Source organism: Saccharothrix coeruleofusca, assembly GCF_017876325.1.
GTDB classification, from domain to species: domain Bacteria; phylum Actinomycetota; class Actinomycetes; order Mycobacteriales; family Pseudonocardiaceae; genus Actinosynnema; species Actinosynnema coeruleofuscum.
In genome coordinates this window covers 6,525,208-6,538,638 of the sequence record NZ_JAGINV010000001.1, presented here as the reverse complement: position 1 = coordinate 6,538,638, position 13,431 = coordinate 6,525,208, and the positions used below count along the sequence as shown (strand labels likewise).

General features: G+C 71.2%; 11 protein-coding genes. 3 read left to right on the top strand and 8 right to left on the bottom strand.

Features of this window, described 5'->3' with window-relative positions; genetic code table 11:
- Positions 1 to 31: 31 nt before the first annotated feature.
- From JOF41_RS30040 to JOF41_RS30030, 3 genes are all read right to left on the bottom strand, one after another.
- The gene (locus JOF41_RS30040; RefSeq protein WP_189221637.1) at positions 32 to 853 is read right to left on the bottom strand and encodes a septum formation family protein; all 822 of its coding nucleotides are present in this window, start codon (positions 851 to 853) and stop codon (positions 32 to 34) included.
- Between the two features lie 16 nt (positions 854 to 869).
- Positions 870 to 2,132 carry a pyroglutamyl-peptidase I gene (locus tag JOF41_RS30035; RefSeq protein ID WP_209624533.1) on the bottom strand — a complete coding sequence of 421 codons (1,263 nt, stop codon included), beginning with the start codon at positions 2,130 to 2,132 and terminating at the stop codon, positions 870 to 872.
- Positions 2,133 to 2,208: 76 nt separating this feature from the next.
- Complete coding sequence (locus JOF41_RS30030; protein WP_209623402.1) at positions 2,209 to 2,982, bottom strand: LamB/YcsF family protein; 774 nt, start codon at positions 2,980 to 2,982, stop codon at positions 2,209 to 2,211.
- An 85-nt stretch (positions 2,983 to 3,067) separates the two neighbouring features.
- On the opposite strand from JOF41_RS30030, the gene JOF41_RS30025 reads away from it, so the two are divergent.
- The 3 genes from JOF41_RS30025 to mctP all read left to right on the top strand — a co-directional run bounded on the left by JOF41_RS30025 (position 3,068) and on the right by mctP (position 5,803).
- Positions 3,068 to 3,766 (top strand): GntR family transcriptional regulator, encoded by a 699-nt coding sequence (locus tag JOF41_RS30025; RefSeq protein WP_189221639.1) that lies wholly within the window; start codon positions 3,068 to 3,070, stop codon positions 3,764 to 3,766.
- Positions 3,767 to 3,899: 133 nt separating this feature from the next.
- Positions 3,900 to 4,169, top strand: coding sequence for a DUF3311 domain-containing protein (locus JOF41_RS30020; RefSeq protein ID WP_189221640.1), 270 nt, complete (start codon positions 3,900 to 3,902; stop codon positions 4,167 to 4,169).
- Entirely contained in the window at positions 4,169 to 5,803 is a 1,635-nt protein-coding gene (gene mctP, locus JOF41_RS30015; protein WP_209623401.1) for a monocarboxylate uptake permease MctP, read from the top strand. The genes JOF41_RS30020 and mctP overlap by 1 nt, the downstream gene beginning before the upstream one ends.
- A 142-nt stretch (positions 5,804 to 5,945) precedes the next feature.
- On the opposite strand, the gene JOF41_RS30010 is transcribed toward mctP, so the two are convergent.
- The 5 genes from JOF41_RS30010 to JOF41_RS29990 form a co-directional block, all read right to left on the bottom strand.
- Positions 5,946 to 8,090, bottom strand: coding sequence for a translocation/assembly module TamB domain-containing protein (locus tag JOF41_RS30010; RefSeq protein WP_209623400.1), 2,145 nt, complete (start codon positions 8,088 to 8,090; stop codon positions 5,946 to 5,948).
- A complete protein-coding gene (locus JOF41_RS30005) occupies positions 8,083 to 8,859 on the bottom strand; it encodes an amino acid ABC transporter ATP-binding protein (RefSeq protein ID WP_276530092.1) in 777 nt (258 codons plus the stop codon). Before JOF41_RS30005 ends, JOF41_RS30010 begins: the two co-directional genes overlap by 8 nt.
- The gene (locus JOF41_RS30000; protein WP_209623399.1) at positions 8,856 to 9,680 is read right to left on the bottom strand and encodes an amino acid ABC transporter permease; all 825 of its coding nucleotides are present in this window, start codon (positions 9,678 to 9,680) and stop codon (positions 8,856 to 8,858) included. Before JOF41_RS30000 ends, JOF41_RS30005 begins: the two co-directional genes overlap by 4 nt.
- A gap of 75 nt (positions 9,681 to 9,755) precedes the next feature.
- The gene (locus JOF41_RS29995; RefSeq protein ID WP_229795006.1) at positions 9,756 to 10,574 is read right to left on the bottom strand and encodes a transporter substrate-binding domain-containing protein; all 819 of its coding nucleotides are present in this window, start codon (positions 10,572 to 10,574) and stop codon (positions 9,756 to 9,758) included.
- A 157-nt stretch (positions 10,575 to 10,731) separates the two neighbouring features.
- A complete protein-coding gene (locus tag JOF41_RS29990; RefSeq protein WP_229795008.1) occupies positions 10,732 to 13,413 on the bottom strand; it encodes an MGH1-like glycoside hydrolase domain-containing protein in 2,682 nt (893 codons plus the stop codon).
- Positions 13,414 to 13,431: the final 18 nt, after the last annotated feature.

Genomic DNA, 13,431 nt, shown 5'->3' with positions numbered 1-13,431 from the left:
CTGTGGACAAGGCTGTGCACAGCCTGTGGACTCAACCGGGCAGGGGGTTGGCGCCCAGTCCCCACAGCCTGCCGGTGAACGGGCGGGTCGCCTCCGCGTAGCAGACCGCAGTGGTGAAGCCCTCCGACCAGGCGAGGCTGCCGAACGCCCGCCAGGCCGCGAACACGTCCGGCCGGTCCGCGCCGACGTAGCCGCGCACGGCGGTGGCGCAGTGCTCGCGAGCACGCGCGTCCACCTCCTCCTGGGACGGCGCGGGGTCGCCGGGCGAGCCCAGGGACAGCACCCCGGGCACCGCCTCGGCCACGTGCGCGGTGTCGCAACCGGTCAGCTTCGGGTCGCGCGCCTGGGACGGCGAGTCCAGCGCGCACAGCTGCACCGAGGCGAACCCGGAGGCTTTGAGCAGGTCTTTCACCGAGCCCGAGCGCGCCACCCGCTGCCCGTCCGGGGCCAGCTCGACGGCCAGGCACAGCCGCCACCGGTCGCCCCTGGCCCAGCCGTCCGCGCTGGGCCACATCGCCTGCGCGTGCAGCCGGGTGGCGTCGTGGTCGGCGCTGCCGACGTACCGGGCCAGCGCCGCCCGGCACGGCGGGACGGCGGCCCGGCGCACGTCGCGCTGGGAGCCCTCGCCGACGTCGCCCAGCTCGCCGACGTCGGTCACCTCGGCCTCGTGCGGCCCGGCGCAGTCGACCTGCCGCAGCTCGGCGTTCACGCACTGGCCGGGCGCGGGCAGCTCCTGGGCGGAGGGCGTGATGGAGGGGCGGCGCACCTCGTCGTCCGGGCTGCCCTCGACGTACCGGGTGCAGGAGGCGAGCGCCAGCGCGGTCACCACCGCGACCAACGCCCGCCTGCGCACACGGTCACCCTAGTGGTCAGACCAGCGACACCAGGTTGAGCGTCTGGTCGACGATCTGCCGCCGCTGGGCCTCGAACGCGGCGTCGGTGAGCGCGACCGGGTCGCTGGGCAGGCCCATCGCCGGGATGTGCAGGTGGCCGCCCGCCGTGGTGGTGGCGTTCAGGCCGACGCGCAGCCGGTTGGCCCGGTACATGCTCTCGTTGGACAGGTAGTCGCCGCCGCTGCCGCTGGCGGCCACCGCGCCGGGCGTGGGCTCGTCGGTGCGGCAGTCCATGAAGCCCTCGCCGGGGGTGGTGCCCAGCGGCCACTCGCAGAACTCGCGGTTGTAGAACACGGGGAACTGCCCGGTGTCCGCCTCGACCATCCGCTGGTGCGGCAGCGTGGTCTCGATGAACTCCAGGGACGGCTGCGGCCAGCCCGCCGCGTCGGGCACGGGGCCGGTGGAGGACACGTCGTTGTTGTCCCAGAAGCCGCCGCGCCAGCGGGCGGCCCACCGCTCCACGTCGAACTGCCCGCCGCGGCCCTGGCTGATGGTCACGATCGCGTCCGGCCTGGCCGACGAGCGCAGCAGGTTGCCGTAGAACTGCTCGACGATGCCCTCGTCGAAGGTGCCCCACAGCACGGGCAGCACGGCCGCCTGCACGACGACCCTGCCCTGCGGGGTGTCGAAGACGCGGCCGTCGAGCTGGAGGGCCGCCGCGCCCGCCGGGTTAGCGCGGCGCACGCTGTTGCCGTCGAGCTGGAACGGGTCGAAGCCGGTCACCGCGACCCGCCGCACGCCGCTGGGGAACGAGGCGTCGCCGAGGCCGCGCGAGGCCCGGTCGAGCGTGGTGACCAGGGCGGCGCGCTGGTCGGCGGGCAGTTCGCCGCGCACCGGCCGCCACTGCCGCAGCGCCTTGGTCAGCTGCAGCCGCGCCCAGTACAGCGGGCGGTCGTCGTAGGAGTCCCAGGTCTGTGGGCTCTGCGCGCGTCGCACGGCGGCGCGCCACAGGTCGTTGCCGGTGGTGGCGGCGAGCGTGGTGGCCTCTCGGCCGGGGCTCAGGCGGCACAGCGCCGTGGTGAACCGGCTGACCTCGTCGTCGAAGCCGCCCAGGCGCACCAGTTCCGGTCCGACGGCGGGCTGCCCCTCGCCGAGGGTGTCGTCGAGGCGCTGCTCCTCGACGGTGATCGGCGCGGCGGCGTCGAAGCACTGCTGGGGCTGCGCCTGCGCCACGGCGGGTGCGGCCAGCAGGGTCAGGGCCAGGGGGATCGCGGTGGAGATCACCGCGCGGAGTCTCATGGTCACGCCGCGATGCTGCCCAGTGCGGTCGGCTTGGGAAACCCGCCGAACGGAGGTGTGCCCTTTCACGCCACCTTCACGCGCTGAGCTTGCGCTGGTCGGCGGTGAACGGCCGCAGCGCGACGCCCGCCTCGGTCAGCGCCCGCCGCACGGCGCGGGCGATGGCCACCGCTCCGGGGGTGTCGCCGTGCACGCACAGGGAGTCCACGCGCAGCCGCAGGACACGCCCGTCGACCGCGCGCACGTGCCCCTCGGTGGCCATCTCCACGCAGCGGGCCGCGATCTCGCCGGGGTCGTGCAGCACCGCGCCCGGCCTGCGCCGGTCGACCAGCGCGCCGGTGGGCTCGTAGGCGCGGTCGGCGAAGCCCTCGAAGCGCACCGGCAGGCCCGCCACCTCGGCGCGCTTGAGCCACACCGCGCCGGGCAGGCCCAGCACGGGCAGCGTCGGGTCGTAGGCGCGCACCGCGTCGACCACCGCGTCGGCCTGCGCCTCGTGCCGGACCAGCGCGTTGTAGAGGGCGCCGTGCGGCTTGACGTAGGCGACCCTGGTGCCCGCCGCGCGGGCGCAGGCGTCCAGCGCGCCGATCTGGTAGAGCACGTCGGCGGTCAGCGCGGCGGGGGCGACGTCGACGAACCGCCGCCCGAAGCCGACCAGGTCACGGTAGCCGACGTGCGCCCCCACCGCGACGCCCCGCGCGGCGGCCAGCTCGCACGCGCGCAGCATCGTCGCCGGGTCGCCCGCGTGGAAGCCGCAGGCCACGTTGGCGCTGGTCACCACGTCCAGCAGGGCCGCGTCGTCGGTCAGCTCCCAGCGCCCGAAACCCTCACCCACGTCCGCGTTGAGGTCCATGCTCCCCACCTCCCCTCCCCAAGGTAGGGATTGTTCAACAATCCTTCAATACTTCCTTTGATTTGTAGGGCGTTAAGGTGACAGCATGACGACCGTGGAGGCCGACGACTGGCTGCGGACGCTCGCCAAGGACGGCGCCGAGATCGACCGCGCCAGCACCGCCGAGCGGGTGGCGGGCGTCCTGCGCTCCAGGGTCCTCGACGGGTACATCAAGCCCGGCAGGCAGCTGTCGGAGAAGGCCCTCGGCGAGGCGCTCAAGGTCTCCCGCAACACCCTGCGCGAGGCGTTCCGCCTGCTCACCCACGAGCGCCTGCTGGTGCACGAGTACAGCCGCGGCGTGTTCGTGCGGGTGCCCGGCGTCGCCGACATCACCGACCTCTACGCCGCCCGCCGGATCATCGAGTGCGGCGCGCTGCGGCGCTGGCCCGAGGCGGGCGAGGCACGCCGCGAGGCGATCCGCGAATCGGTGCGGTGGGGCGAGCGGCGCGCCGAGGAGGGCGACTGGGACGGCGTGGGCACCGCGAACATCCGCTTCCACCGCGCGATCACCGCGCTGGCGGGCTCCGCGCGGCTGGACGAGGAGGTCGAGCGGCTGCTCGCCGAGCTGCGGCTGGCCTTCCACGTCATGGGCGACCCGGAGGAGTTCTACCGGGACTACCTGCCGATGAACCGGGAGATCGCGGACTTCCTCGACCGCGACGAGACCGACCGGGCCGAGGGGGCGCTGCTGCGCTACTTCGACGTCGCCGAGCAGCACTTGGTCACCGTCCTGCGCGAACAGTGACACGGGCTGTGACAAACGGTCACGATTCAGCCACGTCACATGGCAGCAACCCACCCGACACGATGACGTTGGTCGGGACGCCGCCTAGCATCCCCGACACCCGGTAACCAGGGCCGTACGGAGGGGCGTTGTCATGCGGTCTGCTCGAAAATCCAGCCTGCGCTGGAGCAACTGGAACCTGCTGCTGCTGGTTCCGCTGCTGATGCTCATCACGCCGTGGTTCAACGCCGACGAGCCGAGGGTGTTGGGCCTGCCGTTCTTCTACTGGTACCAGTTCGCCTTCGTGCCGGTGGGCGTGCTCTGCGTGGGCCTGGTCTACGTCAAGACCAAGGACCGGCCCGCGGCGGTCCACGGCAAGCCGGACCGGCTCGGTGTCGACGACCTGGACGAGGGGGCCAACTGATGCAGTGGACCGAGTTGGTGGTCTTCAGCGCGCTGTTCCTGCTGGTCACCGTGCTTGGCTTCGTCGCGGCCAAGTGGCAGGCCGGTGACACGCTGGAGCACCTGGACGAGTGGGGCCTGGGCGGCCGCAAGTTCGGCTCGTGGATCACCTGGTTCCTGGTCGGCGGCGACCTCTACACCGCCTACACCTTCGTGGCCGTGCCCGCCCTGGTGTTCGGCGCGGGCGCGCTGGGCTTCTACGCCCTGCCCTACACCGTGGTGCTGTACCCGCTGGTGTTCCTGCCGCTGGTGCGCATGTGGTCGGTGTCCCGCGTGCACGGCTACGTCACGCCCGCCGACTTCGTGCGCGGCCGCTACGGCTCGCACTGGCTGGCGCTGATCATCGCGATCACCGGCATCATCGCCACGATGCCCTACATCGCCCTGCAGCTGGTGGGCCTGGAGGCGGTGCTGCGGACGATGGGCCTCAACGGCTCCGGCTTCCTCGGCCACCTGCCGCTGTTCATCGCGTTCGTGATCCTGGCGCTCTACACCTACCAGTCGGGCCTGCGCGCCCCCGCGCTGATCGCGTTCGTCAAGGACACCCTGATCTACCTGGTGATCCTGGTCGCGGTGATCTACCTGCCGTCGAAGTTCGGCGGCTGGAGCGCGATCTTCGACGGCGCGCAGGCGCGGTTCGAGGCCACGCCGGCCAAGAGCGACGGCATCCTGCTCAACGGCAACAACCAGCTCCAGTACGCGACGCTGGCGCTGGGCTCGGCGCTGGCGCTGTTCCTGTACCCGCACTCGCTGACCGGCATCCTCGCCTCGCGCGGCCGCAACGTGATCAAGCGGAACATGGTGGCGCTGCCCGCGTACTCGCTGCTGCTGGGCCTGCTGGCGATGCTCGGCTTCGTGGCCATGAGCGCGGGCGTCAAGCCGATCACCAACCAGGCCACCGGCCGCCCGGACACCAACACCATCGTGCCCGTGCTGTTCGGCCAGGAGTTCCCGTCCTGGTTCGCGGGCATCGCCTTCGCCGCCATCGGCATCGGCGCGCTGGTCCCGGCGGCGATCATGTCCATCGCCGCGGCGAACCTGTGGACCCGCAACATCTACAAGGAGTACCTGAAGAAGGACGCCACCCCGGCGCAGGAGGCCAAGCAGGCCAAGCTGGCCTCGCTGGTGGTGAAGTTCGGCGCGGTCGCGTTCATCGTGTTCATCGACCCGCAGTTCTCCATCGACCTGCAGCTCATCGGCGGCGTGATGATCCTGCAGACGCTGCCCGCCGTGGCCATCGCGCTCTACACGCGCTGGTTCCACATCTGGGGCCTGGTCGCCGGCTGGGTCGTCGGCATGGGCTGGGGCATGTACCTGCTGTACCAGATCCCCAGCGCGGACGGGAAGCGCCCGCACTTCGGCGGCTCGGCGCTGGCGCTGGACAAGCTGTCGCTGCTGGGCTGGCACCCGCTGGCCGGGTCCACGGTGCAGATCTACGTCGGCGTGGTGGCTGTGGTCGCCAACCTGCTGGTCGCCGTCGTCGTCACGCTGATCGCCCGCAAGCTGCGGGTGTTCAACGGCACCGACCAGACCAAGGCGGACGACTACCACGCGGACGAGGACAGCCCGAACCTGCGCCCCGCCGCCACCCACTGACCCGCGCGGGCGGGGCGGCCACCACACCGCCCCGCCCCTTCCCCCGCGAGTCGAACGCTCAGGTACCGCGAGTCGAACGCTCGGGTATCTCGGGTGGTACTTACCGGCCCTGAAACGCACCACGGGTGGTACTTGCAGGCGCTCAGCGCTTGAGCATGCGGGTCAGGCCGGCGGCGACGGTGGTGGCCAGCACCCAGCCGGTCACGATCAGGCCGGAGGCGATCCACTGCGACGCGCCCGGCGTCTGCCACCGGTTCTTGTTGCCGAAGTCCACGATCGGCACCACCAGGTCGATGGTGAACAGCCACGGGTTCCACGGCAGCCGGTCGTCGGAGTTGATCACCTCCAGGTCCGGCCGCACCTCGAACCAGACGCTGCCCAGCAGCCACGACACCACCAGCCACGCCAGCGCCCGCGCGGGCCGGTAGCCGTAGCCGACCATCGACCGCTGCAACCAGCTCCACACCAGCACCAGCGGGCCCAGGTAGCGGCGGCCCTCGGCGACCGCCTTGTAGCGCAGCCGCTGCTTCTCCACCAGCACCATCGCGGCGTGCTCGTCGTTGCCGCAGGCCCGCAGCATCTCCGCGAACTGGTCGTACGGGCCGGGCCGGTAGGTGCGCCGCATCGCCTGCCGCAGCCAGCGCAGCCGCCGCTCCACCTCCCCGTCGTCGCGCAGGTCGATCGGGTGGCGCAGCGAGTCGTAGCGGAACTCCTCCAGGTCGATCCGGCCGGTCGCGCCCCACAGGTTCTCGTTGTCCTCCAACGAGGTGCAGCGCGCCTGCCGCAGCGTGACGTCCCCGCGCGGCGGCGTCACCGGGGTCAGCACCAGTTCCTGTACCTGCAAGCCGAGCAGGTTCAGCGCGTGCGCGTCGAGCTTGTCGCCCAGCACCGCGCCCGCGAACGTGGCGATCCGGCCCACCTGGGCCCGCCGCGCCCGCACCCCGCCGTGCGCCACGAACTCCTTGGCGCCGCCCGCGCAGATCAGGTCGCGGCCGATCACCGCGCCGCCCACGTCCAGCGACGGCTTGCCCGCGGGCTGGTGCCGGTAGCGGCCGGGCTGGGTGACGCGGCTGCCGCGCAGGTCCAGGTTGGCCCCGATGTGCACCGCGCGCAGCTCCAGCCCGCCGGTCACCTCCACCTCGCGCAGCGTCAGGTTGCTGCCGACGCGGGACCGGTTGCCCAGCACGGCGTCCGCGCGCGGGTTGTCCACTGTGGACCCGTCGAGGGTGAGGCTGCCCTTCACCTGCAGGTCGACCATGCGGAACTGGCCGCGCACCCTGGCCTGCCTGCCCACGATGTCGCCGCCGATCTGCGCGCCGTCCAGGTGCAGCGCCCGGCCGTAGCCGGTCGGCCCGTCGCCGACGGACTGCTCCAGCGAGTCGAACTCGCCGCCGGTCAGCGACAGGTTGCCGCCCACCGAGGCGTTGACCATGCGCACCGTGCCCGCGCTGGCGAACCCCCGGTCCACGTGCACGTCGCCGTTGACCGCGACGCGGTCGAGCACCAGCGTCGCGGTCGGGTCGCTGTGCGGGTCCAGCGCGTCGGACATGGTGCGGCCGTCGGCCAGCTTGGCCGCGCGCAGCGTCAGCGTCGACTCGACCTGGGCGTTGGCCAGGTACACCGTGCCGTGCGCGGTGGCGGTGCTCAGCACCAGGTTGCCGCCCACGCGCATCCCGTTGCCGCGCAGCGCGTACGCGGCCGGGTTGTGCAGGGTGCCGCCGTTGAAGTTGGCGTTGCCGCCGATGTTCGCGCCCGCCATGCGCACTTCGCCCTCGACGGTGAGCCGGTGGCCCAGCAGCGCGCCCGCCAGCCGCAGCCGGTCCGCGTGCAGCGCCAGCTCGCCGCGCTGCCGCAACGCGCTGTCCTGCAACGACAACGAGCCCGCGATGTCGGCGTCGGTGAGGTCCACGGTGCCCTCGACGGTGCTGCCGATCAGCGCGACCTCGTTGGCGCAGCTGAGGTTGCGGCCCAGCAGGCCGGGTAACCAGCAGCGGCGGAACTCCACGCCCGCCAGCCTGCCCTGGCGCAGGTCCGGTGGCTGCTCGAAGCGGCAGCGCTCGAACTCCAGCAGGTAGTTCAGCTCCACCGCGCGCAGGTCGAGCTGGCCGGTGAGGAACCGGTCCACCACCCGGATCACCGGCGGGGTGTTCGGCCTGCGCCGAGGCAGCCGCCAGGCGCCCTCGTTGCTCTCCAGCGCCCGCAGGACGTCGGCGGCGGGCATCCGGGTGGCGCGCGGCGGGTCGGGGTCGAAGACGTCCAGCCCGCCGCGCGCCTCGGTGTCAGTCACGGGGCCCTTGGTGCGTCGGGTCCAGCACGCGCGCCAGGAACGACTTGGTGCGCTCGTGCCGGGGCGCGCCGATGACCTGGGCGGCCTCGCCCTCCTCGACGACGTACCCGCCGTCCATGAACAGCACCTTGTCCGCGACCTCGCGGGCGAATTGCATCTCGTGCGTCACCACGAGCATGGTCATGCCCTCGTCGGCGAGCTGCCGCATCACGCCCAGCACGTCGCCGACCAGCTCGGGGTCCAGCGCCGAGGTGGGCTCGTCGAACAGCATCACGTCGGGGTCCATCGACAGCGCCCGCGCGATGGCCACGCGCTGCTGCTGGCCGCCGGAGAGCTGGGCGGGCATGGCGCCCGCCTTCTCCGCCAGGCCGACGCGCTCCAGGTTGCGCAGCGCGATCCGCTGCGCCTCCTCGGGCTTGCGCTTGAGCACCTTGCGCTGCGCCACGGTGAGGTTGTTGAGCACGTTGAGGTGCGAGAACAGGTTGAAGCCCTGGAAGACCATGCCGATCTTGGTGCGGGCGGCGTCGATGTCGCAATCGGGGTCGGTCAGCTCGACGCCGTTGACCACGATCTTGCCGCCGGTCGGCTCCTCCAGCAGGTTCACGCAGCGCAGCAGCGTGGACTTGCCGGAGCCGGACGGGCCGATGACGCAGACGACCTCGCCGCGCCGCACGCTCACGTCGATGCCGCGCAGCACTTCCAGCGGCCCGAACGACTTCTTCAGCCCGGTGATCTCCACCGCCACGTCGGTGCTGACCTCGGTGCTCACGCCGACACCCCCAACCCCGTCGACTCGGGCGTGCTGATCTTCTTGCCGCCGGTGCGCCGCTCCAGGTACCGCGACAGGTAGCCCAGGGGCAGCGTGATCAGCAGGTAGCACAGGCCGACCACCAGGATCGGGGTCAGCGACGGCGACCGGCTCAGCGTCTCGCGGCCGAACTTGGTCAGCTCGTACTGCTCGCGGGCCAGGCCGATGATGTAGATCAGCGACGAGTCCTTGGTGAGCAGGATCAGCTCGTTGGTCAGCGGCGGCAGGATGATCCGGAACGCCTGCGGGATGACCACCGTGGCCAGCGTGCGGCCCTGGGACATGCCCAGCGACCGGGCCGCCTCGATCTGGCCCTTGGGCACCGCCTGGATGCCCGCGCGGATCGTCTCGGCCATGTAGGCCGCGCCGACGATGCCCAGCGCCAGCATCACCGTGGAGTAGATGTCGAACTGCAGCTGGAAGGCCAGCGGCACGCCGAAGCTCAGCGCGATGAACACCAGCAGCGCCGGGACGCCGCGGAAGAACTCGATGTAGATCGTGGCGATCCAGCGGTAGGGCGCCACGGAGGACAGCTTCATCAGCGCCAGGACCAGGCCCAGCGCCAGGCCGAAGGCGAAGCCGAGCGCGGTGTAGACCAGGGTGTTCTTCAACGCCACCGTGATGACGTTGGGGAACATCGACGCCGCGATGTCGAGGTTGAAGAAGGCGCGCTGGATCTCGCCCCAGTCAGCGGCCAGGGCCAGCACGAGGGCGATGACGACCAGCAGCGCGTACTGCGCGCCGCGGAACACCTTCGCCCGTTGCCGCTTGGACAGAGCCATGGAACTCCTCGCAGGGTGGGTTCGAACGCGGGGCGGGGCCGGTGCGCGCAGCACCGGCCCCGCTGGCCCAGCCGCTTACTTGCTCTCCGGCTTCTTCCCGAACCACTTCTCGTAGATCTTGTCGTACTCGCCGCTGTCCTTGGCCTTCTTCAGGACCTCGTCGACCTTGGCCTTGAGGGCGGTGTTGCCCTTCTTCATGCCGATGCCGTACTTGTCGCCGGTGTCGAACTCCTTGGTCACCTCGGTGTCCGGGAATTCCTTGGCGTAGTCGTAGAGCACGCCGTTGTCGTTGACGGCCGCGTCCACCGCGCCGGTGCGCACGGCGGTCTCCATCAGTGGCAGGTCCTCGAACTGCACGACCGTGTAGCCGAACTCGGCGGCCTTCTCGTTGGCGTACTCCTCGCCGACGGTCTCCAGCTGGACGCCGACCCGCTTGCCGCGCAGGTCCTCCAGGCCCTTGATGCCGGAGTCCTTCTTCGTCAGCAGCGCCTGGCTGGCGTCGAAGTACGGCTCGGAGAAGTCGATCGCCTGCTTGCGCTCGTCGTTGATGGTCATGCCCGCCGCGGCCAGGTCGCACTTGCCGGTGTTGAACACCTCACCGGAGGTGATCGTCTCGAACGGCGTGTCGAAGATCTCCTGGGTGACGTTCAGTTCCTTGGCCACCAGGTCGACCAGGTCCACGTCGAAGCCGACGGTCTTGTCGCCCTCGCTGAACTGGAACGGCTTGTAGGACAGGTGGGTGCAGGTGACCAGCTTGCCGCTCTGGACCAGGGTGATGCCCGAGCCGCTGTCCTGCGTGCCGGTGTTGACCTTGGTCGCGCACGCCGTCGCCGTGGCGGCCAGGGCCAGCACGGGCAACAGGGCGAGCGCGGCGTGCCTGGTAGGACGGGCCACGGCGGTCACTCCTCGTAACTGTATGGGTCGAGTGCTCGGCATACTGCCACTTGGATGGCGCAGTGGACAGCACGTCCGTGTTACAGAGCACCCTCATGCGCAATTCTTGCGTTACGGCGACTATTCGGCTGAAGGATGTTCATCCCATTGGGTTACTTCACAAAAGAGATTCACTCTCCGCTTCCAGGTGGCGACGATCCGTCAACAGACTGGCCACCAGCGCGGTCCACCCGGTCTGGTGAGTCGCGCCCAGTCCTTCACCCGTGTCGCCGTCGAAGTACTCGCTGAAGGTGACGTGCTCCCGCCACAGCGCGGAGTCGGTCGACTCGATCCGCTTGCCGTCCGCGGGCCTGCGGCCGTCGTGGTCGGGCAGGAACAGCGACACCAGCCTGCGCACCAGCTCGTCGGCCGCCTGCCCGGCGGTGACCTGGCGCTGCGAGCGGGTGGGAAGTTCCACGTGGAACCGGCCCCGGTGGAAGGACTCCAGCGTGCGCAGGGCCTCCACCAGCAGCGCGTTGGTCGGGAACCAGACCGGGCCGCGCCAGTTGGAGTTGCCGCCGAACATCGGCGTGCGCGACTCGCCCGGCTCGTAGCCCATCCGGTGCTCCTGGTCGGCGACCTGCACCTCCAGGCCCTCCCGGTGCGCCGCGGACAGCGAGCGGATGCCGTGCGGGGACAGGAACTCGCCCTCGTCGAACATCCGCCGCAGCACCCGGCGCAGCTTCGGCTCGTCCAGCAGCGACAGCAGCGCCCGCCGGTCGTCGCGGCTGATGAACTGCGCCAGCTCCGGCCTGCGCGCCAGCAGGTGCTCCAGCCGCCGGGTGAACACCGGCAGCTCCTCGAACACCCACGGCTCCAGCACCGCGCACGCCAGCAGCGGGATCAGGCCCACCATCGAGCGCACCCGCACCGGCTTGGACTCCACCGAGCCGTCCGGCAGCCTGCGCGAGACCACGTCGTAGCAGAAGCCGTCGGCCTCGTTCCAGATGCCGCGCCCGCCCGAGCCGAACTGGGTGGACGCCTCGGCGATGCTCAGGAAGTGCTCCACGAACTTCGTGGCCACGTCCTCGTAGGACTCGTCGTGCCTGGCCAGCTCCAGCGCGATCTGCATCAGGTGCAGGCTGTAGGCGGCCATCCACGAGGTGGCGTCGGACTGCTCCAGCCGCCACTGCCCCAGCATCGGCTCGGACCGGTTGACCGGGCCGATGTTGTCCATGCCGAGGAAGCCGCCCTCGAACAGGTAGCTGCCGTCGGCGTCCTTGCGGTTGACCCACCAGGAGAAGTTCAGCAGCAGCTTGTGGAACACCTTGGCCAGGAACTTGCGGTCCGGCACCGGCTCCGAGCGGTACACCTGCAGCGCCGCCCAGGCGTGCACCGGCGGGTTCACGTCGCCGAACTCCCACTCGTAAGCCGGGAGCTGGCCGTTGGGGTGCATCAGCCACTCACGGCACAGCAGCAGCAGTTGCTCCTTGGCGAAGGCCGGGTCCACCTGCGCGAACGGCACCGCCTGGAAGGCGAGGTCCCACGCGGCGAACCACGGGTACTCCCACTCGTCCGGCATGGAGATGACGTCGGCCACGTCGAAGTGCCGCCAGTGCGCGTTGCGCGCGTGCGGGCTCTTGCGCGACTTGGGCGCGGCGGGCTGCGCCGGGTCGCCGTCCAGCCACTCGCTGGTGCGGAACCGGTAGTGCTGCTTGGTCCACATCAGCCCGGCCAGCGCCCGCCGCACGACCGCGGCGCGCACCGGGTCCAGGTCGGACCGGTGGAACTCGTCGGCCTCGGCCAGCCGGGCGTCCATCGTCGCCTGGAAGGTGGGGCCGAAGGCGTCGATGTGCCCGTCGCCCTGGATCAGCCGCAGCCGCACCGACACCGTCTCGCCCGGCTCGACCGGGTCGAAGGAGTACCAGGCGGCGGCCTTGGTGCCCGGCCCGCTGGTGTCGTGCGGCCCGACCACCTGGCACGCCCTGCTGTCGTGGCCGACGACGTAGCGGTCCACGCCGTCCTTGGTGTAGCGGGTGGGGTTCTGCTTGGCGCCGAACAGCGCCACCTCGTTGGTCTCGTTGTCGGTGACCAGCAGCGTCGGGGTGCCCTCGACGTGCAGCGTGTAGCGGCCCAGCGCGCCGTGCTCGGCGGTGATCCGCCGCCAGCCGTCCTCGGTCGACGCGGTCAGGCTCGGCTTGCGGTCGTCGCGGCCCCACGCCCAGGTGTTGCGGAACCACAGCTGGGGCAGCAGGTGCAGCGGCGCCGGGTCCGGGCCGTGGTTGGTGGCGCTGAGCTCCACGCAGATGTCGGTGGGGCTCGCCTTGGCGTAGGTGACCCGGACGTCGAAGAACCGGTTCTCGTCCAGCACGCCGGTGTCGGACAGCTCCGGCTCGCGCGCCTGCCGCCCGGCGCGGGCGGCCATCTCGCGCAGCTCGGCGTAGGGGAACTCGGCCTGCGGGTACCGGTAGAGCACCCGCATCCAGGAGTGGGTGGGGGTGCCGTCGGTCACCCACCAGTACTCCTTGGCGTCCTCGCCGTGGTTGCCCTCGTTGTTGGTCAGGCCGAAGTAGCGCTCCTTGAGGATCGGGTCGCGCCCGTTCCACAGGGCCAGCCCGAGGTTGAGGAACCCGTGCACGTCGCAGATGCCCGCGATGCCGTCCTCGCCCCAGCGGTACGCCCGCGAGCGGGCGTGGTCGAAGGGGAACGACCTCCACGCGTCGCCGCCCGCGGAGTAGTCCTCGCGGACCGTCCCCCACTGGCGTCCGGCCAGGTAGGGGCCCCACAGGCGCCACGGTGCGGTGGGGGAGTCCGAGCAGGCCAGACGTGCCCGCTCGGCCTGCTGCCAGTGCTCGTTCACCGAACCAGTGTGCGGCAT

Excerpts from the sequence above, each read along its gene's own strand:
- JOF41_RS30025 (WP_189221639.1), top strand. The coding sequence starts at position 3,068 with ATGACGACCGTGGAGGCCGACGACTGGCTGCGGACGCTCGCCAAGGAC.
- JOF41_RS30030 (WP_209623402.1), bottom strand. The coding sequence starts at position 2,982 with ATGGACCTCAACGCGGACGTGGGTGAGGGTTTCGGGCGCTGGGAGCTG.
- JOF41_RS30000 (WP_209623399.1), bottom strand. The coding sequence starts at position 9,680 with ATGGCTCTGTCCAAGCGGCAACGGGCGAAGGTGTTCCGCGGCGCGCAG.
- JOF41_RS30020 (WP_189221640.1), top strand. The coding sequence starts at position 3,900 with ATGCGGTCTGCTCGAAAATCCAGCCTGCGCTGGAGCAACTGGAACCTG.
- mctP (WP_209623401.1), top strand. The coding sequence starts at position 4,169 with ATGCAGTGGACCGAGTTGGTGGTCTTCAGCGCGCTGTTCCTGCTGGTC.
- JOF41_RS30035 (WP_209624533.1), bottom strand. The coding sequence starts at position 2,132 with ATGAGACTCCGCGCGGTGATCTCCACCGCGATCCCCCTGGCCCTGACC.